The 24,787-nt window shown below is 63.9% G+C and carries 27 protein-coding genes; 17 read left to right on the top strand and 10 right to left on the bottom strand.

Annotated elements, in window-relative coordinates:
- Nucleotides 1–20 precede the first annotated feature (20 nt).
- The 5 genes from K3148_RS08335 to K3148_RS08315 form a co-directional block, all read right to left on the bottom strand.
- Entirely contained in the window at nt 21–617 is a 597-nt protein-coding gene (locus tag K3148_RS08335; protein WP_221424379.1) for a hypothetical protein, read from the bottom strand.
- A gap of 133 nt (nt 618–750) precedes the next feature.
- Nucleotides 751–1,332 carry a tetratricopeptide repeat protein gene (locus tag K3148_RS08330; RefSeq protein WP_221424378.1) on the bottom strand — a complete coding sequence of 194 codons (582 nt, stop codon included), beginning with the start codon at nt 1,330–1,332 and terminating at the stop codon, nt 751–753.
- Between the two features lie 64 nt (nt 1,333–1,396).
- The gene (locus K3148_RS08325) at nt 1,397–2,197 is read right to left on the bottom strand and encodes a crotonase/enoyl-CoA hydratase family protein (RefSeq protein WP_221424377.1); all 801 of its coding nucleotides are present in this window, start codon (nt 2,195–2,197) and stop codon (nt 1,397–1,399) included.
- Nucleotides 2,169–2,915, bottom strand: a complete 747-nt coding sequence (locus tag K3148_RS08320) for a winged helix-turn-helix transcriptional regulator (RefSeq protein ID WP_221424376.1) — start codon at nt 2,913–2,915, stop codon at nt 2,169–2,171. Before K3148_RS08320 ends, K3148_RS08325 begins: the two co-directional genes overlap by 29 nt.
- 98 nt (nt 2,916–3,013) lie before the next feature.
- Nucleotides 3,014–4,198 (bottom strand): LL-diaminopimelate aminotransferase, encoded by a 1,185-nt coding sequence (locus K3148_RS08315; RefSeq protein WP_221424375.1) that lies wholly within the window; start codon nt 4,196–4,198, stop codon nt 3,014–3,016.
- Between the two features lie 132 nt (nt 4,199–4,330).
- Between K3148_RS08315 and K3148_RS08310 the strand changes: the two genes are divergently transcribed.
- The 8 genes from K3148_RS08310 to K3148_RS08275 all read left to right on the top strand — a co-directional run bounded on the left by K3148_RS08310 (nt 4,331) and on the right by K3148_RS08275 (nt 11,429).
- A complete protein-coding gene (locus K3148_RS08310; protein WP_221424374.1) occupies nt 4,331–6,211 on the top strand; it encodes a PHA/PHB synthase family protein in 1,881 nt (626 codons plus the stop codon).
- Nucleotides 6,212–6,334: 123 nt separating this feature from the next.
- The gene (locus K3148_RS08305) at nt 6,335–7,138 is read left to right on the top strand and encodes a phasin family protein (protein WP_221424373.1); all 804 of its coding nucleotides are present in this window, start codon (nt 6,335–6,337) and stop codon (nt 7,136–7,138) included.
- A 194-nt stretch (nt 7,139–7,332) separates the two neighbouring features.
- Nucleotides 7,333–7,698, top strand: a complete 366-nt coding sequence (gene clpS, locus K3148_RS08300) for an ATP-dependent Clp protease adapter ClpS (protein ID WP_221424372.1) — start codon at nt 7,333–7,335, stop codon at nt 7,696–7,698.
- 37 nt (nt 7,699–7,735) lie between these two features.
- On the top strand, nt 7,736–8,209 hold the full coding sequence (locus K3148_RS08295) for a DUF427 domain-containing protein (RefSeq protein ID WP_221424371.1): 474 nt from the start codon (nt 7,736–7,738) through the stop codon (nt 8,207–8,209).
- Nucleotides 8,210–8,274: 65 nt separating this feature from the next.
- Complete coding sequence (locus K3148_RS08290) at nt 8,275–9,504, top strand: LptF/LptG family permease (RefSeq protein ID WP_221424370.1); 1,230 nt, start codon at nt 8,275–8,277, stop codon at nt 9,502–9,504.
- The gene (gene lptG, locus K3148_RS08285) at nt 9,504–10,601 is read left to right on the top strand and encodes an LPS export ABC transporter permease LptG (RefSeq protein WP_221424369.1); all 1,098 of its coding nucleotides are present in this window, start codon (nt 9,504–9,506) and stop codon (nt 10,599–10,601) included. The genes K3148_RS08290 and lptG overlap by 1 nt, the downstream gene beginning before the upstream one ends.
- Nucleotides 10,598–11,116 (top strand): GNAT family N-acetyltransferase, encoded by a 519-nt coding sequence (locus tag K3148_RS08280; RefSeq protein WP_221424368.1) that lies wholly within the window; start codon nt 10,598–10,600, stop codon nt 11,114–11,116. The genes lptG and K3148_RS08280 overlap by 4 nt, the downstream gene beginning before the upstream one ends.
- Nucleotides 11,117–11,183: 67 nt before the next feature.
- On the top strand, nt 11,184–11,429 hold the full coding sequence (locus K3148_RS08275) for a hypothetical protein (protein ID WP_221424367.1): 246 nt from the start codon (nt 11,184–11,186) through the stop codon (nt 11,427–11,429).
- Nucleotides 11,430–11,514: 85 nt separating this feature from the next.
- Here the strand turns inward: K3148_RS08275 and K3148_RS08270 are convergent, their stop codons facing one another.
- On the bottom strand, nt 11,515–12,603 hold the full coding sequence (locus K3148_RS08270; protein ID WP_221424366.1) for a fatty acid desaturase family protein: 1,089 nt from the start codon (nt 12,601–12,603) through the stop codon (nt 11,515–11,517).
- Nucleotides 12,604–12,746: 143 nt separating this feature from the next.
- Here K3148_RS08270 and K3148_RS08265 point away from each other — a divergent pair, with 143 nt between their 5' ends.
- Both K3148_RS08265 and K3148_RS08260 read left to right on the top strand, forming a co-directional pair.
- Nucleotides 12,747–13,910, top strand: coding sequence for an N-acetyltransferase (locus K3148_RS08265; RefSeq protein WP_221424365.1), 1,164 nt, complete (start codon nt 12,747–12,749; stop codon nt 13,908–13,910).
- A 169-nt stretch (nt 13,911–14,079) separates the two neighbouring features.
- Nucleotides 14,080–14,481 (top strand): response regulator, encoded by a 402-nt coding sequence (locus tag K3148_RS08260; protein ID WP_221424364.1) that lies wholly within the window; start codon nt 14,080–14,082, stop codon nt 14,479–14,481.
- A gap of 282 nt (nt 14,482–14,763) precedes the next feature.
- Here the strand turns inward: K3148_RS08260 and K3148_RS08255 are convergent, their stop codons facing one another.
- Nucleotides 14,764–15,510 carry a Crp/Fnr family transcriptional regulator gene (locus tag K3148_RS08255; protein WP_221424363.1) on the bottom strand — a complete coding sequence of 249 codons (747 nt, stop codon included), beginning with the start codon at nt 15,508–15,510 and terminating at the stop codon, nt 14,764–14,766.
- 154 nt (nt 15,511–15,664) lie between these two features.
- On the opposite strand from K3148_RS08255, the gene K3148_RS08250 reads away from it, so the two are divergent.
- Nucleotides 15,665–16,456 (top strand): response regulator, encoded by a 792-nt coding sequence (locus tag K3148_RS08250; protein WP_221424362.1) that lies wholly within the window; start codon nt 15,665–15,667, stop codon nt 16,454–16,456.
- Nucleotides 16,457–16,685: 229 nt separating this feature from the next.
- Here K3148_RS08250 and K3148_RS08245 read toward each other — a convergent pair whose 3' ends face one another.
- A complete protein-coding gene (locus K3148_RS08245) occupies nt 16,686–18,347 on the bottom strand; it encodes a CHASE domain-containing protein (RefSeq protein WP_221424361.1) in 1,662 nt (553 codons plus the stop codon).
- A 235-nt stretch (nt 18,348–18,582) separates the two neighbouring features.
- On the opposite strand from K3148_RS08245, the gene K3148_RS08240 reads away from it, so the two are divergent.
- From K3148_RS08240 to K3148_RS08230, 3 genes are read left to right on the top strand one after another with little or no spacing between them, the layout of a single operon-like run.
- Complete coding sequence (locus K3148_RS08240) at nt 18,583–18,765, top strand: NepR family anti-sigma factor (RefSeq protein ID WP_221424360.1); 183 nt, start codon at nt 18,583–18,585, stop codon at nt 18,763–18,765.
- On the top strand, nt 18,765–19,373 hold the full coding sequence (locus K3148_RS08235) for a sigma-70 family RNA polymerase sigma factor (protein WP_221424359.1): 609 nt from the start codon (nt 18,765–18,767) through the stop codon (nt 19,371–19,373). The genes K3148_RS08240 and K3148_RS08235 overlap by 1 nt, the downstream gene beginning before the upstream one ends.
- Nucleotides 19,374–19,427: 54 nt before the next feature.
- Nucleotides 19,428–20,621 (top strand): AI-2E family transporter, encoded by a 1,194-nt coding sequence (locus K3148_RS08230; RefSeq protein WP_221424358.1) that lies wholly within the window; start codon nt 19,428–19,430, stop codon nt 20,619–20,621.
- 68 nt (nt 20,622–20,689) lie between these two features.
- Here the strand turns inward: K3148_RS08230 and K3148_RS08225 are convergent, their stop codons facing one another.
- Nucleotides 20,690–21,301 carry a superoxide dismutase gene (locus tag K3148_RS08225; RefSeq protein ID WP_221424357.1) on the bottom strand — a complete coding sequence of 204 codons (612 nt, stop codon included), beginning with the start codon at nt 21,299–21,301 and terminating at the stop codon, nt 20,690–20,692.
- A gap of 192 nt (nt 21,302–21,493) precedes the next feature.
- Between K3148_RS08225 and glmM the strand changes: the two genes are divergently transcribed.
- The 3 genes from glmM to thiD are packed head-to-tail and all read left to right on the top strand — an operon-like array spanning nt 21,494 to nt 23,867.
- On the top strand, nt 21,494–22,831 hold the full coding sequence (glmM, locus tag K3148_RS08220; protein WP_221424356.1) for a phosphoglucosamine mutase: 1,338 nt from the start codon (nt 21,494–21,496) through the stop codon (nt 22,829–22,831).
- Nucleotides 22,831–23,055, top strand: a complete 225-nt coding sequence (locus K3148_RS08215; RefSeq protein WP_221424355.1) for a DUF1272 domain-containing protein — start codon at nt 22,831–22,833, stop codon at nt 23,053–23,055. The genes glmM and K3148_RS08215 overlap by 1 nt, the downstream gene beginning before the upstream one ends.
- The gene (gene thiD, locus K3148_RS08210) at nt 23,052–23,867 is read left to right on the top strand and encodes a bifunctional hydroxymethylpyrimidine kinase/phosphomethylpyrimidine kinase (RefSeq protein WP_221424354.1); all 816 of its coding nucleotides are present in this window, start codon (nt 23,052–23,054) and stop codon (nt 23,865–23,867) included. Before K3148_RS08215 ends, thiD begins: the two co-directional genes overlap by 4 nt.
- 21 nt (nt 23,868–23,888) lie before the next feature.
- On the opposite strand, the gene K3148_RS08205 is transcribed toward thiD, so the two are convergent.
- Entirely contained in the window at nt 23,889–24,773 is an 885-nt protein-coding gene (locus K3148_RS08205; protein WP_221424353.1) for an LOG family protein, read from the bottom strand.
- Nucleotides 24,774–24,787: the final 14 nt, after the last annotated feature.

Here is a 24,787-nt window from a genome sequence, read left to right as displayed (position 1 = left end):
CGACGCGCCATTCGCCAAGGCTAGCCACCCTCCTCCGTATCCCCCATGTCGCAGACATCGCCATAGCGGGCGTCGAGCTCGCTGTCGCATTCTCCCAGCCAGTGTTCGGGACCTTGCTCGACCCGGTCGGCCAGCGCTGCCAGCTCATCCGCCTCGAAAGCGCGGGAGGGATCGTATTCCCCCTGTGGCGGCCGCACGAAGGCGCCCCGCGTCGCGAGCAGGGCCAGCGTCAGCCGCTCGTCATAGCGACGCGAGGTGCCGACCAGTTCGCCCTTGTAATAATGCGGGACTTCCACGCCGTTGAGGGCCCGGTCGAGCGCAGCCTCGGCCAGCACGTCGAAGCGCGACAGGAAGGCGGCTTCCCAGCCCTTGTCGAACGGCGTCCCGCGCAACCGGGCGCGCAGCTTGTAAGCGGACTGGCGGCTCATGCCCACCGCCCGTGCGGCGCCCGCGACATTATGCGTCGCCGCCAGTTCGCGCAGGAAAGCCGCCTGCCGCGCCTTCGTCCAGCCATCGTGGCGCGAGGGTTCGGCCTGTGCAGGAAGAGCGGTCGGAGCAGGCGCGGTGGCCTCGCCCTCGACTAAATCTTGCGAATGGGGGTCCGGATGTCTGGTCATCCGCGAGGTTAAGGCAAAAATTGACGGTGTAGGAAAGAGGCCGGTGGGGCCGGTCGGAGACGTGGGGCGACGGGTGGTCAGTTCTGGAGGATTTGGGGTGGAAAGCGGACACAGCCGTTGGCCTTGACCAAATCTACATCACTTCTGGCGCTAAGGGGTCTCGGGCGAATTTAGGAACTCCGGAAATCACTAGGCGAAGTATTTGAAAGCCAACCCACGCCTTTCCAACGATCGACGTTGATTTCTTCATCTCCAGCCCGAGCAGCGTTCTGCGCGCGAGTATATTCCCCTCGGCAGCAGCCTCTTGGAGTAGAACCACGCCTTGCTGTCTCTCGCTGGGCGACCGGTCATCCCCGACAAGAATACGGCCATATCGGCACATCGCGGGAGTATAGCCTTGAGCAGCGCCTTCTTCGTAAACGCTTCTTGCTTCACTCTCTCTTCCGAGATCGCTCAAAACATCGCCCAAACCGAGGAGGCCATACTGAGAGCCTGTCTGCGCCGATTGCCGGTAATAGACAGCCGCCTGCTCTAAGTCCTTGCTATGACCTTCACCCATTTCGCACATCCAGCCGAGAGCGTTGAGAACGTCCGGTTCGTTGCTGGGCAACAGCGCACTAAAATCTCTGAATGCCGTTTCGTAGTCATAGCGCTGCATCGCAGCCCAAGCGTCATCCTTGATTAGGCTCTCTGTGCGGGTGTCAGTTGTAGTCATTAGGCAAATGCTATTGGCAAACTGGAATGACCGCAATCACATCGGTAGCGGACAGTCTTCCCCTTCACACATCCGTAAACTTCGGCGCGCGTTTCTGCATTCCGGCCATCACCGCCTCGACCTGGTTCGGCCGCCTCATCACGGCGGCTTGTTCGACGCTTTCGGCCATCAGGACATCGTCGCCCGATTGCTCCAGCATCGCTTCGGACAGGCGCTTGGCGCCGCGGATGGCTTCGGGGTTGCGGTTGGCGATTTCCTCGGCGATGTCGTTTGCCTTGCCTAGCGGATCCTCGGACACGAAGGTGGCGAGGCCGTATCCCAGCGCCTCTTCGCCGGTAAACTCGCGGTTGGTGTAGACCAGTTCGCGCAAGACATCGTCGCGCACGTTCCCGCGCCAGAGGTGATAGCCGCCCATGTCGGGCACGAGACCCCATTTCATTTCCATGATCGCCATGCGGGTGGCGGGATGGACCACGCGGATGTCCGCGCCGCTGGCGATCTGCAGGCCGCCGCCGAAGCACACGCCGTGGACCGCCGCGATGACGGGGACCGGGCACTTGCGCCAGGTCATCGCCACTTCCTGGAAGGTGTTGGAATTGCCGTGCGTACGCTCGGTCAGCGGCTTGCGCTCCCCGTCGGGCGCGGCGGTGAAGCTGGACACGTCGAGCCCGGCGCAAAAGGCACGCCCCTCGCCCGCCAGCACGACGGCGCGCAGCCCTTTCATGTCGCGCAATTTCTCCCCCGCCTCGATGATCGCTTCGAACTGCGCCGGGTCGAGCGCGTTCATCTTGTCGGGGCGGTTGAAGCGGACCTGCGCGACGCCGTTGTCGGCAAGGTCAATCGTAACGCGATTTTCTGCTGGCATGGGACTGGACCATTCTCGGCTGTTCGGGGCCACAGTCCTGCGCGATCGGCTGCACCCTGTCCACCCGAAGATATTCGACCGAAGGACGCTTGCCGATTTGGTAGCCGCCGCTCTCATGCGTCTGCACCACCCAGCCCACGCCGCTGACGGACAGCTTGGCGCGCAGGCGCGAGACATGCACCTCGAGCGAGTTGGTCTCCGGCTCGTGCTTTAGCCGCCAGACATCGCGCAGCAGTTCCTTCTTGCCGACCGGGCGATGCGGCGTTTCGGCGAGCCGCCACAAAAGGCCGAACTCGCGCGGGTGGAGGCCGATCCACGTGCCCGAGACCTTCGCATCGCGGTGGAACAGGTCGAGCAGGACGGGGCCGATGCGCTGCTGGCGCGGGATCTGGCGTTCCAGCCCGTCCAGCTTGAGCAGCCGCGCGGCGAGTTCGACCAGCGCGACCTCCATCGGCAGCGCGTCGCCGAAGCCTTCGCCAATCAGCTGCGCGCGAACCTCCGGCTCGTCGACGCCCACGCAGATGGCGCTCTGCTTGTTTGGCACCTCTCGCCAGTCCGAACACCGAAAGCCGATCCGCCAGTCGAGCAGAACCGGAACGCCGCGGCGCAGAGAGGCCGCACGAAAGTCGCTGCGCAGCCCCCAGCCCAGCATCCGCAAATCCCATCGCCCCGGAGGCGCCGGTGCGACCGACAACCACGTATATTCAGCAAGTTCCACTGGGCCACTCCATAGCCCTCCCGCCTGCTTACTTCAAAAGCACACCGCGGCAGGAAGGGGCATACGAGGAACTACCTATAGGTGGTTTACCGGAGCGTTTACCGTTCGTGATCGGAGAGGAATTTCCTGATGTTGCGCGCCGCCTGCCGGATGCGCTGTTCGTTCTCGACCATGGCGATGCGGACATAGCCCTCGCCCTCCTCGCCGAAGCCGACACCGGCGGCGACCGCTACCTCGGCCTCCTGCAACAGGCGCTTGGAAAATTCGAGACTGCCCATGTGCTCGAAGCCCGGCGGCAGCTTGGCCCAGGTGAACATGCTGGCGGGCGGGTTCGGGATGGCCCAGCCGGCGCGGGTAAAGCTTTCGACCATCACGTCGCGGCGGTGCTGGTAGCGGGCGCGGTTCTGCTCGACCACTTCCTGCGGCCCGTTGAGCGCGGCGCAGGCGGCGGCCTGGACCGGCGTGAAGGCGCCGTAGTCGAGGTAGCTTTTCACCCGCGTCAGCGCGGCGATCAGCTTCTGGTTGCCGACGCAGAAACCTATGCGCCAACCGGCCATCGAGAAGGTCTTGGACATGGAGGTAAACTCCACCGCAATGTCCTTTGCCCCCGGAACCTCGAGGATCGAACGCGTCGGCTTGCCGTCGTAATAAAGCTCGGAATAGGCAAGGTCGGACAGGACCCAGACCTCGTTGCGCTTCGCCCAGGCAACCAGCCGCTCGTAGAAATCGAGATCGACCGTCTCGGCCGTCGGATTGCTTGGGTAGTTGACCACGAGCACCGTCGGGCGCGGCACGGTGTAGGCCATCGCGTTGTCGAGCGCGCGCCAGTAATTCTCGTCCGGCGTGGTCGGCACGCTGCGGATCGTGGCGCCGGCGATCATGAAGCCATAGGTGTGGATCGGATAGGCCGGGCTCGGCGCGAGGATCACATCGCCCGGCGCGCTGATGGCGGTGGCCATGGAGGAGAGGCCCTCCTTTGAGCCCATCGTCACCACCACCTCGCGCTCGGGATCGAGTTCCACCCCGAAGCGCCGATCGTAGTAATTTGCCTGGGCGCGGCGCAGGCCGGGGATTCCCTTCGACTGCGAATAGCCATGCGCGGTGGGCTTCTGCGCGACCTCGCAAAGCTTGTCGATCACGTGCTGCGGCGGCGGCTGGTCCGGGTTGCCCATGCCGAGGTCGATGATGTCGCGCCCCGCCTGCCGGGCCGCGTGCCGCATCGCGTTGACCTCCGCGATCACATAGGGAGGCATACGTTTGATGCGGTAGAATTCGTCGGACATTTCGCCTCTTGTGTGCGTTGTTTCGTCACACTGATTACCTATTCGCGCCCCAAGCGCAAAGCGCTCGCTATATTGGCGACGCGAATTATCTTAGAGACCCGAGAAGAGCCGCTTTCACGGCCGGAGACATAGATGACCGAAACGCCCGATCCCTTCACCAATCTCTACGAACATCCGGCCAAGCTGATGCGCGCCATGTTCGCGCCGATGACCGGCGGGATGGATCCGCAGATGATGATGGGCGAGGCGCCGATGAAGCCGGAGGACGCGCAGGCCTGGGCCGAAACGGGCGCGAAATTGCAGGCGCTCTGGGCGCAGTACCAAGCCGAGCAGATGAGCAATCCGCAGGCTCTGGTCCCCTATTTCGATCCGGCGCGCTGGATGGCACTCGCCACCGACTGGTACAGGCAGATGCCGATCGCACAGGCCGAACAGCAAAAGGCGCTGTGGGACGAGGGCATGGAGCTGTGGAACACGGTGCTCGGCCAGTACGGTCTCGGCCCCAAGGCCGCCGATGGCATGGACGGCGAGGTCGAACTGCCGCGCAAGGACCGCCGCTTCGCCGACGAGAAATGGCGCGCGCACCCTGCCTTCGCGCTGATCCACCAGACCTATCTCTTCCTTGCCGAGCGGGTCGAGCAGATGGCCGACAGCATGGAAGGGCTGAACCCGCAGCAGCGCGAACAGCTCAAATTCACCACAAAGGCGATCACCGAAGCGGCGAGCCCGGCCAATTTCCCGCTCCTCAACCCCGTGGTGATGGAGCGCACGCTCGAGACCAAGGGGCAGAACCTGGTCAAGGGAATGGAGCATTTGCTCGCCGACATGCGGCGCGGGCAGCTCAGCCACACGGATGCGAGCGCCTTCACGCTGGGCGAGAACATCGCCACCACGCCGGGCAAGGTCGTTCACGAGACGCCGCTCTACCAGCTGATCCAGTACACGCCGACCACCGAGAAGGTCATGGCGACCCCGCTGGTGATCTTCCCGCCGTGGATCAACCGTTTCTACATCCTCGACCTCAACGAGAAGAAGAGCTTCGTGAAATGGGCGGTCGAGCAGGGCGTCACCGTCTTCATGGTCAGCTGGAAGTCGGCCGATGCCAGCATGAAGGACGTGATCTGGGACGATTACGTCCGCGCGCAGATCGACGCGATCGACCATATCCGCGCCCGCCTCGATGTGCCGAGCGTCCACGCGATCGGCTATTGCGTCGCGGGTACGACGCTCGCCGCCACCCTCGCCCTGCTCCATCGCCGGGGCGAAGAGGACAAGGTCAAATCGGCCACCTTCTTCACCGCGCAGGTCGATTTCGAGAAGGCGGGCGAATTGCTCAATTTCATCGACGACAGCCAGCTCGGCACGATCAAGGCGCTTTCGCCCGACGGCTATCTCGACGGTCGCTACATGGCGGCGACCTTCAACCTGCTGCGCGGCACCGACCTGATCTGGAACTACGTCGTCAACAATTACCTGCTGGGCGAGGACTATCCGGCCTTCGACCTGCTGCACTGGAACGGCGACGTCACCAACCTGCCCGCCAAATGGCACCAGCAATATTTGCGCGACCTCTATCGCGACAACCGGCTGGTGGAGGCCGACGCGCTGAGCGTCGACAACACACCGATCGACCTCGGCACGGTCAAGACGCCGACCTATGTGCAGGCGGGCAAGGAAGACCATATCGCCCCGGCCGAAAGCGTCTGGCGCCTGAAGGAACATTTTACCGGCCCGATCAAGTTCGTGCTGGCGGGATCGGGCCACATCGCCGGGGTGGTCAACCCGCCGTCCTCGGGCAAGTACCAGTACTGGACCAACGACGGCGAGCCCCGCAACCTCGCCGAATTCCGCGAGGGCGCCCAGGAGCACCCCGGCAGCTGGTGGCCCGACTGGATCGACTGGCTGCGCACCCAGGACGGCGAAACCGTTGCCGCGACGGGCAAGCGCAAGCCGGGCGGAAAGGGCGATGTAGTGATCGAGGACGCGCCGGGACGCTACGTCGCCACGCGCTGATCGGCGCTATAACGCGCTGATAACACGGCTTGCCGCACCTCATTGTGCACTGCACAAAAACCCCTTGACTTCGCAGCTGCAATGCCTATTTTGTGCAGTGCAACATAAAGCGAGGTTATTCCCATGGCCGAGAGCCAGACCAAAATCGATGCTGCTGCCGAGAAGGCTTATGCCGCGGCTGCCGAAAAGAAGACCGCCGAGGTGAACACCGCGGCTGTCGCCAAGGCAGTCGAAGCGGACAGCCCGGCGCCGGTGAAGACCGACAAGGTCGCCAAGGCCGTTGCAGCTCCCGCGAAAAAGGCGCCCGCCAAGAAGGTCCCGGCGAAGAAGAAGCCGGCCGCCAAGAAGGCAGCTCCCAAGAAGACCGTGGCGAAGAAGGCCGCTCCGAAGAAGGTTGCCGCCAAGAAGGCAGCTCCTGCGAAGAAGCCGGCTACCACGACCTCCGCTACCCCGATTACCAAATTGAAGGACACCATCATGGCCACTGCCAAGAACGCTAAGACCACCGACTACACCGCCAAGGCGAAGGAAATGGCTGCCGAAGCGCAGACCCGCGCCAAGGCTGCTTACGACAAGGGTGCCGAAATGACCCAGGGCGTCGTCGAATTCCAGAAGGGTAACTTCGAAGCTCTCGTCGAAAGCGGCAAGATCCTTGCCGGCGGCATGCAGGACATGGGCCGCACCTATGTCGAAGAAGCCAAGTCGGCTGCCGAAACCGTCCAGGGCGACGTCAAGAAGTTCGCTGCCGTGAAGTCGCCGACCGAGCTGTTCCAGCTCCAGGGCGAAATCGCACGCCGCAACTTCGACGCCATGGTCTCGACCACCTCGAAGAACACCGAAGCCATGCTCAAGCTCGCCAACGAAGCCTTCGCTCCGCTGTCCAGCCGCATGAGCCTCGCTGCCGAGAAGGTCCGCAAGGCCGCCTAAGCGCGAATAGCATTTACCAGCTTCAACCCGCCGGGCATCTCTCTCCTCTCTCCCTTGCCCGGTAGTTGGAAACGGCGGGTCGGATGGCACCATGTGTCGTCCGGCCCGTTTGCTTGTGCAGCGGATACTCGTAACGGCGAACATGGTTTAGCCACTTGCGATTCCGCAAAGCCTTACGATATTGGCGCGCTGACATGACCCATCCCTTCCGCCTCCACACGATCCGCGCCGCCGAAGACGGCGATGACGATACGCGCGAAGGCGACGGCCAGGTCGCCATCGCCACCAAGACCCGCGCCAAGCCCAAGAAGCCCAGCCAGTACAAGGTGCTCCTGCTGAACGATGATTACACCCCGATGGAATTCGTGGTGATCGTGCTGAAGCGCTTCTTCCGCATGGACATGGAAGAGGCGACCCGCGTCATGCTGCACGTCCACCAGAAGGGCGTCGGCGTCTGCGGAATCTTCCCCTACGAAGTCGCCGAAACCAAGGTGAACCAGGTGATGGACTTCGCGCGCCAGAACCAGCACCCGCTCCAGTGCACGCTGGAAAAGGCGTAAGGCGATAGCCTTCTTCGGCCATCCCGAGCCCGATCCGGTGGGCGAAGGACAGGAAAGCGTCTGGGACTACCCCCGCCCCGCCATCGCCGAACCTACCGACCGGCACATCGTCATCCGCCATCGCGGCGTGACGCTGGCCGATACGCGCGGAGCCTGGCGCACGCTCGAAACCAGCCACCCGCCGACCTATTACCTGCCTCCACAGGACATTGCGTCCGCTCATCTCCAGCCTAATCCGCAGCGTTCGCTGTGCGAATGGAAGGGCCAGGCGCGCTATTGGGATGTGGTCATCGGTGACGAGCGGATCGAAGCGGCGGCGTGGAGCTATGCCGACCCCACCGCCGCTTTTGCGCCCATCGCCGATTTTCTCGCCTTCTATCCCGAGCCATTCGACGAATGCCTGGTCGACGGCGAACAGGTCACGCCCCAGCCGGGCGGCTTCTACGGTGGGTGGATTACCAGCCGCGAGGCCGGCCCCTTCAAGGGCATTCCCGGCAGCCGGTTCTGGTAGGGCATGACGCGCGCCGATTTTGCCGCTAGGGCCGTGCCCCAAGTGACCCAATAGCCGGAACCCGAGTGCTCAATTTCCTCCCCGCAATCGACCGCTACATCGCCCGGCTCGTGATCGTGCCGATGGTGGGCGTGTTCGTGCTGGCAGCGTCCTTGCTGGTGCTCGACAAGATGCTGCGGCTGCTCGATTTCGTCGCGGTCGAAGGCGGCCCGGTCGGCGTGGTCTTCAAGATGCTTGCAACGCTGCTGCCGGAATACGCGAGCCTTGCCATTCCGCTGGGCCTGCTGCTCGGCATACTGCTTGCCTTCCGCAAGCTGGCAACGACGAGCGAGCTCGATGTCTTCCGCGCCGTGGGGATGAGCTATGGCCGCCTGCTGCGCGTGCCTTTCCTAATTACCGGCATACTGATGGCGCTGAATGTCGCGCTGGTGTTCTTCATCCAGCCGGTCAGCCGCTTCACCTATGAACGGCTCGAATACGAACTGCGCTCGGGCGCGCTGGGCGCCTCGATCAAGGTCGGCGAGTTCACCACGCTGGCGGACCGCATGGCGCTTCGGATAGAGGAAAGCGAGGACGACGGGCGGCAGCTGAAAGGCATCTTCGCGCGCGTCGCCAACGACAAGGGGCAGGTGCTGTCGATCAGCGCCAAAGAAGGCAATTTCCTCGCCACCACCGACGATCCCGACACGATCATCCTGCGCCTGACCGAAGGCACCATCGTGCAGGACACCGGCAGCCAGACGCCGCGCGTGCTCACCTTTTCGCGGCACGACCTGCCGATCGACCTGCCCGCGATCGAAGAGTTCCGCGCCCGCGGCGAGGATGAGCGCGAGTATATCCTGCCCGAATTGCTGCGCATCGGCTGGGCCGACAACGAGACCGAGAGCAAGCGCGACGCCTCTCAGGCGAGTTTCAATTTCCGGCTGGTCGAGGTGGTGATGATGGCGCTGATGCCGCTGCTGGCGGTGGCGCTGGGCATACCGCCCAAGCGAAGTACCAGCGCGCTCGGCGTGTTCCTCTCGATCATCATGGTCGTCGCCTATCACAAGGTGAACCAATACGGGGAGGACCTCGCCGCGATCGGCATGTTCGATCCGATCCTGGCGCTATGGGTGCCGTTCTTCCTCTTCGCCGCGCTGATCTTGTGGATGTATTACCGCGTCGCCTTCGTGCCCGGCGGACAGGCCATCGGCGCGCTGGAGAACTGGTTCGCCAAGATCTCCAAGCGCATCGGCAAGCTCTTCCGCCGCAATCGGCGCGTGGTGCTCGACGATGGCGATGAGGCGACCAGCTGATGCAACTCGACTTCTTCCCTTCGGCAACGCTGACGAAATATCTCGCCAAGCTGTTCGTGGTGCGCATCCTTGCGGTGCTGGTCATGCTGGTGCTGGTGCTGATGATGCTCGACCTGCTGTCGAACAGCGGCAAGATCCTCGCGGTTGAGGGCAACGGACAGGGCGAGCTGCTGACATACGCCAGCCTGCGCGTGCCGCAATTGATCCAGCGCTTCCTGCCCTATTCGGTGCTGCTCGCGACGCTAATCTCGCTCGTCACGCTGAACCAGAACAGCGAGGTCATCGCGATGAAGGCGGCCGGCCTCTCGGCGCACCAGGTGCTGGCCCCGCTGCTGCTCACCGCGCTGGTCGTGGGCGGCGTGTCCTTCGTTTTCAACGAACGCGTCGTTACCCGCGCGACCGCCACCCTGAAGGCGTGGGATGCGGCCGAATGGGGGCCGGTCCCGGAGGAATCCTCCGTTCGCGCCAATGTCTATCTTGCCGACGGAAGCAATGTGCTGACCGCCGCGCAGCTGACCGGCTCGGGCGACGCCATCCGCATGCGCAACGTCACCTGGTACCGCCGCAGCCCCGAAGGCACGATCGTCGAACAGGTCGATGCCGAGCGCGCGACTTACGCGGGGCCCGGCTGGCGGCTGGAGAATATCGAGCGCTTCGAGGTCGCCGCGGCCGCTTCCAGCACGGGTGACAGCCTCGTCGTCGGCGAAGGGCTCACGCCCGACCAGATCGACCTTGCCAAGATCGACCCCGAGGCGGTGCCCTTTTGGGAGCTTGGGCCGCAGATCGAGGCGTTCGAGGACGCCGGGCGGCGCACCGGCGAAATGCGCGCCAAGTGGTGGCACAAGCTGTCCGGCCCGCTCTCCTCCTTCCTCATGCCGCTGCTGGGCGCGGTCGCCGCTTTCGGCCTTGCCCGTTCGGGCCAGCTGTTCGTGCGCGCGCTGATCGGCATGGCGCTGGGCTTTGCCTATTTCGTGGTCGACAACGCCGCGCTCGCCATGGGCAGTTTCGGCGGCTACCCGCCCCTGCTCGCCGCCTGGGCGCCCTTCTTCCTCTTCGCGCTGATCGGCGAGACGGTCCTCATCCGCACCGAGGAATGAGCGATTTCTCCATCCGGCTGGCGCGGGCGCAAGATGCCGATGCGCTGCCCGCAATCGAATTGGCTGCGGGCAAGCTTTTCGATGGCATGGAGGGCCTATCGTGCGTTTCTGGCATGGATGCCGTTTCCGCCGACGAGCAGCGCAGGCTCATCCGCAAAGGCCATTCACTGGTGGCGGAAGCCGACGGGCGCATCATCGGCTTCCTGTCGACCGAACCCTTGCGCCGCGAGCTGCATATCCGTGAATTCTCGGTCCACCCTGATCATCAGGGCCAAGGTATCGGAGGCGTGCTCCTTCGCGCTGCAGAGATCGACGCGCGCAACAGCGGCTTTGCGGCGCTCACCCTCACAACCTTCGTCGACGTGCCGTGGAATGGTCCTTTCTACGCTCGCCACGGGTTTGAGACCGTCACCGACCTTGATGCCCACCCCCGCCTCAGGGCCAATATAGAGCAGGAGGTGCAACACGGCCTGCCACGCGGCCGGCGTATCGCAATGATCCGCTTCCTCGATTGACGAATTTCGGGAACCGCCTCAATTCCGGCGCATTGATGACACAATGTTGCCATAAAGGAGATTTGGCATGAAGAAGTTCGCAATTCCCGCCCTCGCCGCAGCCATCGCCCTTTGCGCCTGCGCCGAAGCAGAAGCCCCGGCCGATGACGGCACCGACACCGTTGTTGTCGAAGAGCCGGCTGCAACCGAAACCACCGTCGTGACCGAACCCGCCATGGAAGGCGAAGAAGGTTCGAGCGTCATGATCGACGGCGCCGATGTCGACGCCACGATCAGCGAAGACGGTGTCCAGGCGGATATCGACGCCAACTAAGCTTACGCTTTCACCGGGTCGCAGACCCCGTGTTTAAGGGCCGTTCCCAATCACCGAGGGGAGCGGCCCTTTTTCGTGCCTGCGCCTATTTGCGCCCCATGGTGCTGCGCGCGATGCGCGCCACCAGCACGCCCATGCCGGCATGGTTGGCGCCGTGATAGGTCGAGGCCTCGCCCAGTTCTCGTGCCAGGCGGCGGTGCGCCTCGGGCAGCGAATGATAGGGCATCGAGGGCATCAGGTGATGCAGCGCATGATAGCGCAGGCCCACCGGCGCCCAGATTTCCGCGATGCGGCCGGGCGGCGGCACGTTCACGCTGTCGAGGAACTGGGCCGTGACGGTCATCGCCTCGCCCTCGTTCTCCCACAGATGGGCCACCAGCGTGCGCAGCTGGTTGAGCAGCGCCACGACCGAGGCGACGCCCAGCGCCACCAGCAGAGGCTTCCAGCCGAAAGCAAAGACGCTGCCGATCAGCGCCCAGGCCCAGATCGCACCGGCGGCCTCCTGCATCAGGACGCGCGGGCGCAGGTCGCCTTCGGGCGCACGGCGGCGGAATTCGGGATTGATCGCCAGCGCGCTCGCCCGCTGCCACGTCAGGCGGCGGATCGGCGGAATGATCGCGCCAAGCGGGACCAATACCGCAAAGCGGAACAGCAGGGCGACGGGCGCGAGGATTGCGATGATGACGAAAAGCGGCAGGCTCCACGCGTTCATCAGCGCGAGGGGCAGGTATTCCGGATCCTCCACCGTGCCGTATTGCGTCCGCTTGTGGTGCAGCGTGTGCACCTGCTCGTACATGAAGGAGGGCGTCAGCATGGGCACGCCGACCAGCGCATTCCACGCAGTGCGGAAGCCCGGCAGCGCGCCGTTCCGGAAGTGCGAAATCTCGTGGATGAACAGCAGCGCGCGGTAGAGCGACAGGACCGACACGACGGCAAACGCGATGGCGACAGCTGTGTTCTCGGCAAGGATGGCACCGGCCAGCGAGCCGTATCCGACGAGCGCAGAAAGCACCATGTCGGTCCAGTAAATCGCCGCGCGGTGCTCGGCGATATCCTTGGTCAGGTCGCGGGCAGCGCGCAGCATCGCCTTGTCGTCGGCGATCTGCGAGTGCCAGCCTCGCTCGCGCGCGGCGGACGCGGATTTTGCAACAGCGATGGTCTGTTCGGCGTTCATGGTCGTAATTTCCTGGGGCGCCCCTTAAGGCAAAGGCACGAAAAAGGACAGTCTCCGCTTTCGATCATAGTGATCGCGTGCGCGCGGCATCCTTGACAAAGAACGGCTAGCCTACACAGGGCTAACCGGGGCTGAACGAAGGAATGCTGGTGTCCAACAACGATATCGTGATCGAACCCGTCGATGGCAAGAAAGGGCGCGCCGCCTTTGTCGACCTGGGACGTCAATTCGCTGCTCGCGAGCCGCATTACGTGCCGCAGCTGCGCTCCGAACAGCTCGAACTGGTCGATCCGGCCAAAAACCCGTTCTTCGGCCACGCCACCGTCCAGCTTTTCATCGCGAGGCGTGCCGGCAAGCCTGTCGGGCGCATCGCGGCGCATATCGACCATCTTGCGCTAGAACTGCCGCGTGAGCAGGGCATGGGGCCGGGTACGGGCATGTTCGGCTATTTCGACGCCAAGGACGAGGAGGTCGCCCACGCCCTCCTTACCCGCGCCCGCGAGTGGCTGGCGGAAAGGGACATGACCCGCATGATCGGGCCGATCTCGCTCTCGATCTGGGAAGAGCCCGGCCTGCTGGTGAAGGGACAGGACCATTCGCCCATGATCATGATGGGCCATCACCCGGCGCATTACGCGGGCTGGATCGAAAGCTTCGGCATGACCGAAACCAAGCGCCTGCTGACCTACGACCTCGATATCCAGAAGGGCTTTCCCAAGCTGGTCCAGCGCATCGTGACCTCGGGCGAGCGCAACGAGCGTATCCGCATCCGCCCTATCGACATGAAGCGCTGGGACGAGGAAATACGCACGGTCCTCCATATCCTCAACGATGCCTGGTCGGACAACTGGGGTTTCGTCCCCTTCACCGAAGCCGAGATCGATCACGCCGCGAAGAAGATGAAGCCGATCATCAAGCCGCGGCTCAACATGATCGCCGAACTGGACGGCCGCCCGGTCGCCTTCATGATGGTGCTGCCCGACATCAACGAAACGCTGAAGAAGGTGGACGGCAAGCTGCTCCCCTTCGGCTGGTTCCGCCTGCTGCGCTGGCTGCGCAAGCCCATGGGCGCGGGCATGCGCGTCCCGCTGATGGGCGTGCTCAAGGAATTCCAGAGCTCGCGCCTTGCCAGCCAGCTCGCCTTCATGATGATTGAGTTCATCCGCCGCAATGCGATCGAAGATTATGGCAGCAAGCGCGGCGAAATCGGCTGGATCCTCGACGATAACAAGGGGATGGTCGCGATCGCCGACACCATCGAAAGCACCATCAACCGCGAATATGTGATTTACGAAAAAGCGCTCTGATCCGGAGAAGCGTGGCAGCCTCGCCACAATAGGGGCGAATTTGCCACTCGCGGGAACTTGAGCGCGCCCCCCGGCCTTTTCTTAGCGAGGGGCCCTGCGCAAGGCTGCGGTCCCGCAAATCGGGATCGATGGAACGCGCGTGAAGAAGTCTAGGAAAGCCGCCGATAGAATGCCCCGCCGGGTGCTGCTGGTGGAAGACGACGCGATTATCGGCCTCGCGATCGAAAGCGCCCTGCTGGATGCGGGTGTACGCGAAGTCGGCATATGCCCGACAACCGACGAAGCACTGGCCGCCCTGCGCGACACCCCGCCCGAAGTCATCATTCTCGACGTGCATCTCGCCGATCGCGACGACGGCTGGGCGATCGCGGAACTGTTGCGCACGCTTGGCCCCGACCGCCCCCGCATCATCTTTTCGACCGGTATGCCCGACGACATTCCGGCCGACATCGCCGAAATGGGCTGCGTGCTCGAAAAACCTTACGACGCGCAGGTGCTTGTCGACCTCCTGAGACAGCCCGAAAGGCAGGGCATCATTTCGCGCCTGCGCGGCGCGCTCAGCACCGACTGAACCGGAACCTTCACCTTTCAGGCCAACTATCATACGTCCGCCCGGCGGAGGCTTGCTGGTGCCGAAATGGCGACCTTCCGCCACCCCTCGCCTGAACCGAAAAAAAGGCCTCCGCTCTCTTGGAGCGAAGGCCTTTCGGGATCGTATCACCAGCCGCTTGGACGGGAGGGGGGGTCTCGGCGGTGACATAGACTAAATGACCCGACAAGAATGGGGTTCCCGCCTTAAGCAAATTTTTTCGCCATCTTTGAATACGCTGCCTAACCGCCTGTAAGATTGGGGTCAGATATAGGGGCGGTGGCCCTTCCGGCTGCGGTCGAAATTCGCGTATTCGGATGCCTTGCCCATATCGGGCACGCGGATCTCCCGCGCATTCCATTCGACAAGCCCTTCCTTGTCGAGCGCCCGGATAGTCCGGTTGGTGTGGACGAGCGAAAGCCCCAGCATATCGGCGATCTGCGACTGGGTAACCGGGATGGACAGCGCGTTGCCATCATGCGCCACGCAGGTCGCCAGCGCCCGGTCGAGGAGCCACACGGCAAGGAACACCACGCGCTCCTTCGCGCTGCGCTGGCCGAGCGAAACGATATGCCCTTCGAGTGCGGTCTCTTCCTTGGCGGCGAGCCAGGTCACGTCATAGCCCAGCTGCGGATTGTCCTTGATGAGATGCACGAAATCGCTGCGCTTGAAATGGCACAGGCGCGAAGGGATTAGCGCCTCCACCGAATGGCTCGAAGGTTCGTCGAACGCGCCCTGCAGGCCGACGAGGTCGCCGGGAAACATGAAGTTCACGATCTGGCGCCTTCCGTCCTCCAAAGTCCGGTAGCGGATCAGCACGCCTTCGAGCACGCTATAGAGGTGGCGTACGTCTTCATCCTCGTGCACCAACGGGTCGCCGCGTTCGAAGCGCCGTTCGCCCTGCTTGATGCCGTTCATATAGGCGCGCTGCTTCTCGTCGAGCGGCCTCAAGCCAGGACAGTCCAGCAGCGGGCATTTCAGGCAATCGTAGGGGTCAGCAACATCGATCAAAACCGGTCCACTCCATGTCGGTCTCGGATAGTATGTCCTCGCAATCCGTCGGAGCAAATCGTCGATTTGTCAAATCGTCCAATTTTGCAGGAGATCAAATGGAACCGAAGCCGAGGCCGGGCGTTCTCCCCGCGCAAACCACGGAAGGGGTTATATGTCGCTTGGTGACCAGATTGCTAAAAACCTGCCTTATCTCCGCCGTTACGCCCGCGCGCTGACCGGCTCGCAGGCTACCGGAGATGCCTTTGTTCGCGCCACGCTCGAAGCGGCGCTGGCAGACGAAAATCTCAAATCTTCGCTCGAGGGTGGCCGCGTGCCGCTGTACCGTGCCTTCAACAAGGTCTGGTCGAGCGCCTATATGGACGTGCCGGCCGAAGAGGGCGGGACGGGCCATGAAGGCGCAGCCCAGGATCGCCTGAAGTCGATCACGCCGCTCAACCGCCAGGCCCTGCTGCTGACCACGCTCGAAGACTTCAGCGTCGAACAGGCAGGCGAGATCATGGATCTCGAAGCCGACCAGATCGAGAAGCTGGTGCAGGAAGCGGTCGGTGAAATCGATCGTGAGAGCGCGACCAGCGTGCTGATCATCGAAGACGAACCGCTCATTTCGATGCAGCTCGAAGACCTTGTGACCTCGCTGGGCCACGAGGTCTGCGGCACCGCCGCCACGCGCACGCAGGCGCAGGAAGTCGTCGCGGAAAAGACGCCGGGCCTTGTACTGGCCGATATCCAGCTGGCCGACGGCTCCTCGGGCCTCGACGCGGTCGACGACATTCTTGCGATCGACAGCGTGCCGGTGATCTTCATCACCGCCTATCCCGAACGCCTGCTGACCGGCGACCGTCCCGAGCCGACCTACCTCGTGACCAAGCCGTTCCAGGAACAGACGGTGCGCGCGGCCATCAGCCAGGCGCTGTTCTTCGGATCGAGCCGCCCGCTCGGCTGACCCCAAGCTAAATGTTCAAAAGGGGACGGGGCCGTCCGGAGCGATCCGGGCGGCCTCTTCTTTTGTGCATAAGAGCAGATGGGGGCGCGGGGTCATGAGGATGGGTGGGCGCTCGCGCACCGTTAGAACGCGTTGCACGAGCGGAACCTGATCGACCCATGGCTGGCCCAAGCGGAAAGGCATTTCGCGCAGCGCAGGCGCCCTCGGACCCACGCTCGGACACCCGGGCTCAATGACCCCGGTGTGCGGCCTTCTGCTTGCTGCGCAATTCGAATTCGCCCGGTTCGCGGACCGGCACGAGGAGGTTGCACCGTACGCCGTCAGGATGGAATTCGAGCTCCACCGGGTGGCGCAACTCGTGCGCGACGATCTTTTCGATCAGGTCGGTGCCGAAGCCGCGCTTGCTCGGCAAACCGACGCGCGGCCCGCCGCTTTCGACCCAGTCGATGCGCGCAAGATTTTCCTTCACCAGTTCCCAATGGATCGAAATCCGTCCGCCCGGCACCGACAAGGCGCCGTATTTGGCCGCGTTGGTGGAGAGCTCGTGGATCGCGAGGCCGAGCGACAGCGCATCGTTTGGCGCGAGCTCGACCGCCGGACCTTCGGCAACGACATCGTGATCCTGGTCGCCGGTATAGGGGGCCAGCTCCACCTCGATAACCGAAGCGATGGGGGTGGTCCCCCATTCCGACTGGGTGAGCAGATCATGCGTCGCCGAGAGCGCGCGGATGCGGTTGTCGATCCCTTCGGCAAACTCGTCGAGCGAATCCGCCCGCCGCCGCGTCATCGAAACGATCGAGAGGACATTGGCGAGCGTGTTCTTGACCCGGTGGTTGAGTTCGCGGGTCAGCGAATTGCGGATCGAGTTCTGCTGCGCGAACCATTCGAGCGAACGGCTGTCCTCTTGCGCCTGCTGGGTCAGCAGCCGGGCGACCACAAGCAACAGGCTCGCCACCGCGAGACCGAACAGCAAGGTGATCATGGAGAGCGGCGAAAGCGTCGCCTCGCGCGTCGATTGGACGACCAGCATCATGGAGCGGTTTGCGAGGTCGACCTCGCGCTCGACCACCTCCCCTTCATCGGCCCATGAGGAGCTTGCCGCCATGAGGATGCGTTCGCCCCCCTGGATGTCGTAAAAGCGGACATTGGCCTCTGCTCCGGTAACGAGCTCCGAGGCTGAGGCGAGGAACTGGTCGGCGTTGAACGGGCTGTAAATGAAGCCCTTGAGCGAACGGGTCGGTCCCGTCCCGTCGAACACCGGCATATAAATAAGGAAGCCGCTTGCCTCGTTTCCGCCTTCCTGCACCAGGGTGACGCGGCCGCTCGCGGTCGGCCGCACCGTGCGGGTCGCCTGGTCCATCGCTTCGCGGCGGACCGCTTCGGAATACATGTCAAAACCCAGCGCGCGCCGGTTCCGCAGCGTGTCGGGCTGGAGATAGAGGATCGGGACAAGTTGCTGGCGCGGCACTTCCTCCAGCGAGGGGGTGACACGACTGAGGCCGACACGGCGTGAATTGAGCTGGACTTCGAAATCTTCGAGGTCGCCAGCGGTCAGCGCGGGGGCCCAACCGATCCCCTCGGCCCCGCGATAGTCGGAATCGAGCCGCAATTCGGCCACGAATTCGCGGAACAGCTCGGCGGTGATCTGGTCTTGCGCCCCGAACAGCGCCGCACCGGCGCGCAGGAAGGAAGAATTCGAATAGGCGCGCCGCTCGATTGCAGAGGCCATCGACTGGGCCTGCCGGTTCAGCTCCGCGCTCTGGCGAACACGTTCCCCGCGCTCGATCGAAAAGACGCTGACAATCGTCACCGCCGCCACGAGGAGGAAGATCGCCAGAGGGACCGCACGCGGATAGTCGACAAGCCATCGGCGCCGACTTCCCCTGCGCATGAGATCGTCCTGTACCAGCGGTATTCCTCGCGTTGTTCTTGCCCCGGTTGGCGATACTATCCGCCGCTGCCGGTAAAGTTCCGCCCTAAGGGGCTTCTTTGGAAAAATGCACGGGCATACTGGAACCGATCCCCGGTTTCTGCGTTAGGAGCGGAACCAAGGGATCGAATTATGGACCGCGCAAGCGCTTGACGCGCGAGGGTGGTCATGAAGGCAAGGGCACATTCTTCATACAATGACTTCTGAAAAACCTTCCGAAGGCAGGGCCGAGACGGGCCGGGGCAAGGAAGCGAAAGGTGAAGCAGGCCAGCGCCCCGACTGGGCGAACGGCTTGCGTCAGCTTTACGATTCCGTCGTAGAAGAAGATCTTCCCGACAGCTTCAAGGACCTGCTGGCACAACTGGATAGCAAGGACTGATGGGGGCGGAAAAACGGACGGCCTCCGAAAAGGCCGATTTCAAGCGCGAACTGACCGAAGTGGTCCCGCACCTGCGAGCCTTTGCCCGCGGTCTGTGCGGCCGTGCCGACATGGCCGACGACCTCGTGCAGGAGACCCTGCTCAAGGCGTGGGCTGCGCAGGAACGCTTCCAGCCCGGCACCAGCATGCGCGCCTGGACCTTCGTGATCCTGCGCAACGCCTATCTCACCGACATGCGGCGCAACCGCTTCCGCGGCGAGTATGACGAGACCGTGGCCGAACGCGTCCTGACCGCCCCGGCGGGCCAGGAAGAGCCGATCCACCTCTCCGACATGCACCGCGCGCTGCTGACGCTGCCGCCCGAGCGGCGCGAGGCCTTGTTGCTCGTGGGCGCGGGCGGTTTCTCCTACGAGGAAGCGGCCAACATCTGCGGCTGCGCGGTCGGCACAATCAAGAGCCGCGTGGGCCGCGCCCGCAGCGCGCTCAACACCATGCTGGCCGACGGATCGATCCCCAAGCGTTCGATCGACGACGACACCGCCCACCGCGCGATTCTCGAGGAGCTCGACGATGTCGCCGCCGGACAGGGCGTCGCGGCGCGGAGCTGATCGCAGCATGAGCGCGCTTGCCCCCGCCATCCCGGCGCGGCAGGTTGGCCGGCCATGAGCGACACCGACCCCGCAGAGCCGGGCGCTGCCCTGACGCCGCCTCCTCAGCCCGCTCCGGCGCGCAGCGGGCGGCGCATGGCCTTTGCCGAACAGGAACTGCGGCTGATCTCCGCCCTCGTGGTGCTGATCGGCCTCGGCCTGTTCTTCGCCCTGCCCTTCGTCCTGTCGATCGGCTCGGTGGTTTTCCTGCCCGTGGTGACCGCGGTGATCCTGACGGTCATCCTCTCGCCGCTGGCCGACAAGCTGACCGGATGGGGCCTGCCGAACGCGCTCGCGTCGGTGCTCGCCTTGCTGGTGTTTTTCGCGATCCTCCTGTTGGCTCTCGCGCTGATCCTGCAGCCCGCCGTCGCACTGTTCGACGAGCTGCCCGGCATGGCCGAGCAGGTCGGATCGCGCTTTGCCGAACTGCGCAACGAGTTCGCCTGGGTCGCCCAGATCAATGAGCAGCTGGCCGAACTATTCGATCGCGGAGAGGGACGCGAAGTGGTGCTGGCCTCGCCCACGCTTCTCGAAACCGTCGCCATCGCTACGCCGACCGTGGTGATCGAGGTCATCCTCACGCTGCTGATGGCCTTCTTCATGATCGAAGCGCGGGTCAGGCTGCGGCAGAAGCTATTGTTCGGCCGGACCAGTTTCGGCACCAGCATCAAGGCCGCGCGGGTGCTGCGCGAGGTGCAGGACCGGGTGGCCGCCTATATCCTCACCGTCGGCCTCATCAACGCCGGGGTCGGCGTGGTCGTGGCACTCGGCGCATGGGCCATGGGGATCGACGCACCGATCATGTGGGGCGGACTTGCCGCCATCCTCAATTTCCTGCCCTATATCGGGCCAACCATCATGATCGGCCTGCTCGCCCTCTTCGGCATCGGCACGACCGAAACGGTGGTGCTCGGCCTCATCCCTGCGGCCGCCTATCTGGCGCTGCACACCGTCGAAGCCAATGTGATCACCCCGTCGATCCTCGGCGCGCGCTTCACCATGAACCCGGTGATGATCCTGATCGCCCTGTCCTATTTCACCTGGATCTGGGGCGTCTTCGGGGCCCTGCTATCGGTCCCGATCCTGCTCATGCTGACCGCGCTGTTCGACCATGTCGGCAGGCCCAACCTCGTCGGCTTCATCTTCGGCGAGCCGCTCTTCTCGAACAATCTGATGGAACTGGGCGCAGACGACCCCTCACCGAAATAGCCCCTCCAACAAAAAGGCCCGCCGGGCGATTGCCGGCGGGCCTTATCGTTATTCGCTGCTCGGTGCGATCAGCAGGGATACTGCCAGGTCGTGCCGCGCGCGAGGTTCTTGCTGGCGAAGCTCCAGTTGAGCTTGCCGTTGACCGCTTCCAGATATTCCGGACGCGCGTTCTGGTGGTCGAGATAATAGGCGTGTTCCCAGAGGTCGATCACCAGCAGCGGGTTGAAGTCGCCCTGGTCGGCCAGCGTGTCGCCATCGTGCGTTTCCTCGATGGTCAGCTCGCCATCCTTGACCGCCAGCCAGACCCAACCGCTGGCGAAGTGGCCTGCGCCGCGTTCCTTCAGCTTGGTCTTGAGATCGGCAACCGAACCGAAAGCGCTTTCGATCATGGCTTTCAGCTCGTCCGAAGCGGCGGTTTCTTCTGCGGCCAGCGAATGCCAGTAGAAGCCGTGGTTCCAGCTCTGGGCGGAGTTGTTGAACAGGCCCTGGTCGCTACCACGGGCCGAGGCGATTACCTCTTCCAGCGTCTTGTCGGCCAGATCGCCGCCTTCGATCGCTGCGTTGGTCTTGTCGATATAGGCCTTGTGGTGCTTGCCGTGATGGTAGCTCAGTGTCTTGGCGGAAACCGCCGGTTCGAGAGCGGTGTCGTCGTAAGGAAGGTCGATCAGCTCGAACGCCATGGAATTTTTCCCCTTTGAAAAACGGTAGTGTGAACTCACGCAGGCGATCGCCTGCTTGCGACCCTAACGCATGGAACCGCGCGTGGTTGCACTAGGGCGCGACGAGCGGAACGGAAAGGGGGGCAAGCGGTCTTTTCTTAAGTCGCCATTCACGCCAGAAGGGCGCGCGAGGCAAAACCACGAAAGGCTTTCATGGCACGGACATACTTCGGCACCGACGGAATTCGCGGCCGCACCAACGAAGGCGTGATGACCGCCGAGATCGCGATGAAAGTCGGCCAGGCGGCGGGCACGCATTTCCTGCGCGGCGGGCACAGGCACCGGGTCGTGATCGGCAAGGATACACGCCTGTCGGGCTATATGGTCGAAAGCGCGCTGGTCGCCGGCTTCACCAGCGTCGGCATGGACGTGATCATGACCGGGCCGCTGCCCACGCCTGCCATTGCGCTCCTCACCCGCGAGATGCGCGCCGACCTCGGCGTGATGATCTCCGCCAGCCACAACCCGTTCGAGGATAACGGCATCAAGCTCTTCGGCCCCGATGGCTACAAGCTGTCGGACGAGGCGGAGATGGCCATCGAGACGCTGATGACGCAGCAGCCCCTCCTCGTCAGCCCCGACCGGATCGGACGCGCGCGCCGGATCGACGATGCCAGTGGGCGCTACATCCACGCGGTGAAGCAATCGGTGGCGAGCGACGTGCGCTTCGACGGCCTCAAGGTCGTAGTCGATTGCGCCAACGGCGCGGCGTACAAGGTCGCGCCCAGCGCGATCTGGGAATTGGGCGCGGAAGTCATCGCCATGGGCGTCGAGCCCAACGGCACGAACATCAACCGCGATGTCGGCTCGACTTCCCTCGATGCAATCAAGGCACGCGTGGTCGCAGAAGGCGCGCATATCGGCATCGCGCTCGATGGCGATGCCGACCGGCTGATCGTGATCGACGAGAAGGGTAACACGGTCGATGGCGACCAGATCATGGGCCTCATTGCCACGCGCCTCAACGAACGCGGCGACCTCAAGGGCGGCGGCGTGGTGGCGACGGTGATGAGCAACCTCGGGCTGGAACGCTATCTGGAAAGGCAGGGCCTGACGCTCGAGCGTACCAAGGTCGGCGACCGCTATGTCCTCGAACGTATGCGGCAGGGCGGATTCAACGTCGGCGGCGAACAATCGGGGCACATGATCCTGAGCGATTACGGCACGACGGGTGATGGCACGGTGGCGGCACTGCGCGTGCTGGCCAGCGTGGTCCGCTTCGGCAAGCCGGCGAGCGAGCTGCTCCATGTCTTCGATCCCGTCCCCCAATTGCTCAAGAACGTGCGCTATTCGGGCGGGAAGCCGCTGGAGAACGAGACCGTTAAAAGCGTGATCGCGGAGGCGGAGAAGGAACTGGAAGGTAAGGGCCGCCTCGTCATCCGTCCCTCGGGCACCGAGCCGGTCATCCGCGTCATGGCCGAGGGCGACGACGCGCGACAGGTCGAGACGGTGGTCGACCGTATCTGCGATGCCGTGAGGGAGGCCGCCTGATGCTGGAAATGCGTCCCGATTGCGAACGCTGCGGCACGGACTTGCCCGCCGAGGCGTCCGGCGCCTTCATCTGCAGCTTCGAGTGCACCTATTGCGCCGACTGCGCCGATGCGCTGGACGATCTGTGCCCCAATTGCGGCGGCGAACTGATGGACCGGCCCACCCGCGCGAAGGACCTGCAGGAGAAATACCCGCCCAGCACCACGCGGAAGTTCAAGGGGTGAGCGAGCGCGCCACGCCGCCCCGTATCCTGTCCATCGCCGGCTCCGATTCTTCGGGCGGCGCCGGGATCCAGGCCGACATCAAGACGATCACCATGCTCGGCGGCTATGCGATGACCGCGATCACCGCTGTCACCGCGCAGAACACGCGCGGGGTGCAGGGGATCGAGGTGATGCACCCCGATCTCGTGATGGACCAGGTCGATAGCTGTCTTGCCGACATCGGGGTCGACGCGATCAAGATCGGCATGCTCGGCTCGCCCGAAATCGCCATGCGGCTCGCCGAACGACTCGACACTTTCGCCGGCGCAATCGTCTTCGACCCGGTGATGGTGGCGACCAGCGGCTCTGTCCTGGCGGACGAGGCGACCATTGCCGGCTTCGGCGCGCTGATGGACATCGCCACGGTGGTCACCCCCAACCTGCCCGAACTTGCCGCGCTGACGGGCCGCGAGACGGTGGGCGAGGAAGAGGTGTTCGAGGCAGCGCTGGAACTGGCCGAGGCGCAGGACACCATCGTGCTGGCGAAGGGCGGCCACGCGGCGGGCGACCAGGTGATCGACTATGTCGTTTCCGCCAGCGGAAAACTCGCCAGCTTCGGCCACGCGCGGATCGACACGCGGCATACGCACGGGACGGGCTGCACGCTTTCCGCTGCGCTGGCGACCATGCTCGCCCACGGCCAGCCGCTGACCCACGCCATCCGCATCGCGCGCGCCTTTACCCGCGCCGCCATCGAACAGGCGCCGGGTTTCGGCGAAGGCAGCGGACCGCTTGGCCACCAGGCCGTGCGCAAGCTGGAGGCGGACGACTAGCGCCCGCCTCTCGGGTCGACGTTACAACTCGTAGAATGCGCTGATGTGGTCCCAGGCCTCGTCCGCGGTTTCGCACCAACGGAACAGGTCGAGGTCCTTCTTCGAGATCGTACCCTCCTCGGCAATCGCCTCGAAATTAACGACGCGAGTCCAGAAATCCTTGCCGAACAGCAGGATCGGCATGGGCTTCATCTTGCCGGTCTGGATCAGCGTCAGCAGTTCGAAGAACTCGTCGAAGGTGCCGAAGCCGCCCGGGAACACCGCCACCGCCTTGGCGCGCAGCAGGAAGTGCATCTTGCGCAGCGCGAAGTAGTGGAAGTTGAGCGACAGATAGGGCGTCACATACTGGTTGGGCGCCTGCTCATGCGGCAGGATAATGTTGAGGCCGATGCTTTCGCCTCCCGCATCGCTCGCCCCGCGATTGGCCGCTTCCATGATCGAGGGACCACCGCCCGAGCAGACCACGAACTGGCGCTTGCCATCCTCTATGATCGACTTTTCGGTGACCATCCGCGCCAGCTTGCGCGCCTCGCCGTAATATTTGCTCTTCGCGACCAAGCTTTCGACGACCTTGCGCTCGTCCTCCGGCAGGTCCTTGGCGCCGGCCAGCGCCTCTTCGGCGGCTTCCGGCGGAGGAATGCGCGCGCTGCCGTACATGACCATGGTCGAACCCACGCCCGCCTCATCGAGGATCATTTCGGGCTTCAGCAGCTCGAGCTGGAAACGCACCGGGCGCAATTCCTCGCGCAGGAGGAAGTCCTTGTCCTGGAACGCCAGCTTGTAGGACGGATGCGCGGTCTGCGGAGTGTGGACCTTGAGGGCCTTTTTCTCGAACTCGGCTTCTTTTTGCGCGGGGTAAAACTTGCGATCCTTCAGATCGCGCTTCTGCTTTTCTTCTTCTGTCATGGGCGCAGCGATAG

This window comes from Qipengyuania aurantiaca, assembly GCF_019711375.1.
GTDB lineage: Bacteria > Pseudomonadota > Alphaproteobacteria > Sphingomonadales > Sphingomonadaceae > Qipengyuania > Qipengyuania aurantiaca.
Note: the sequence above shows the minus strand (reverse complement) of the source record. Positions and strands in the feature narration are given on the sequence as shown.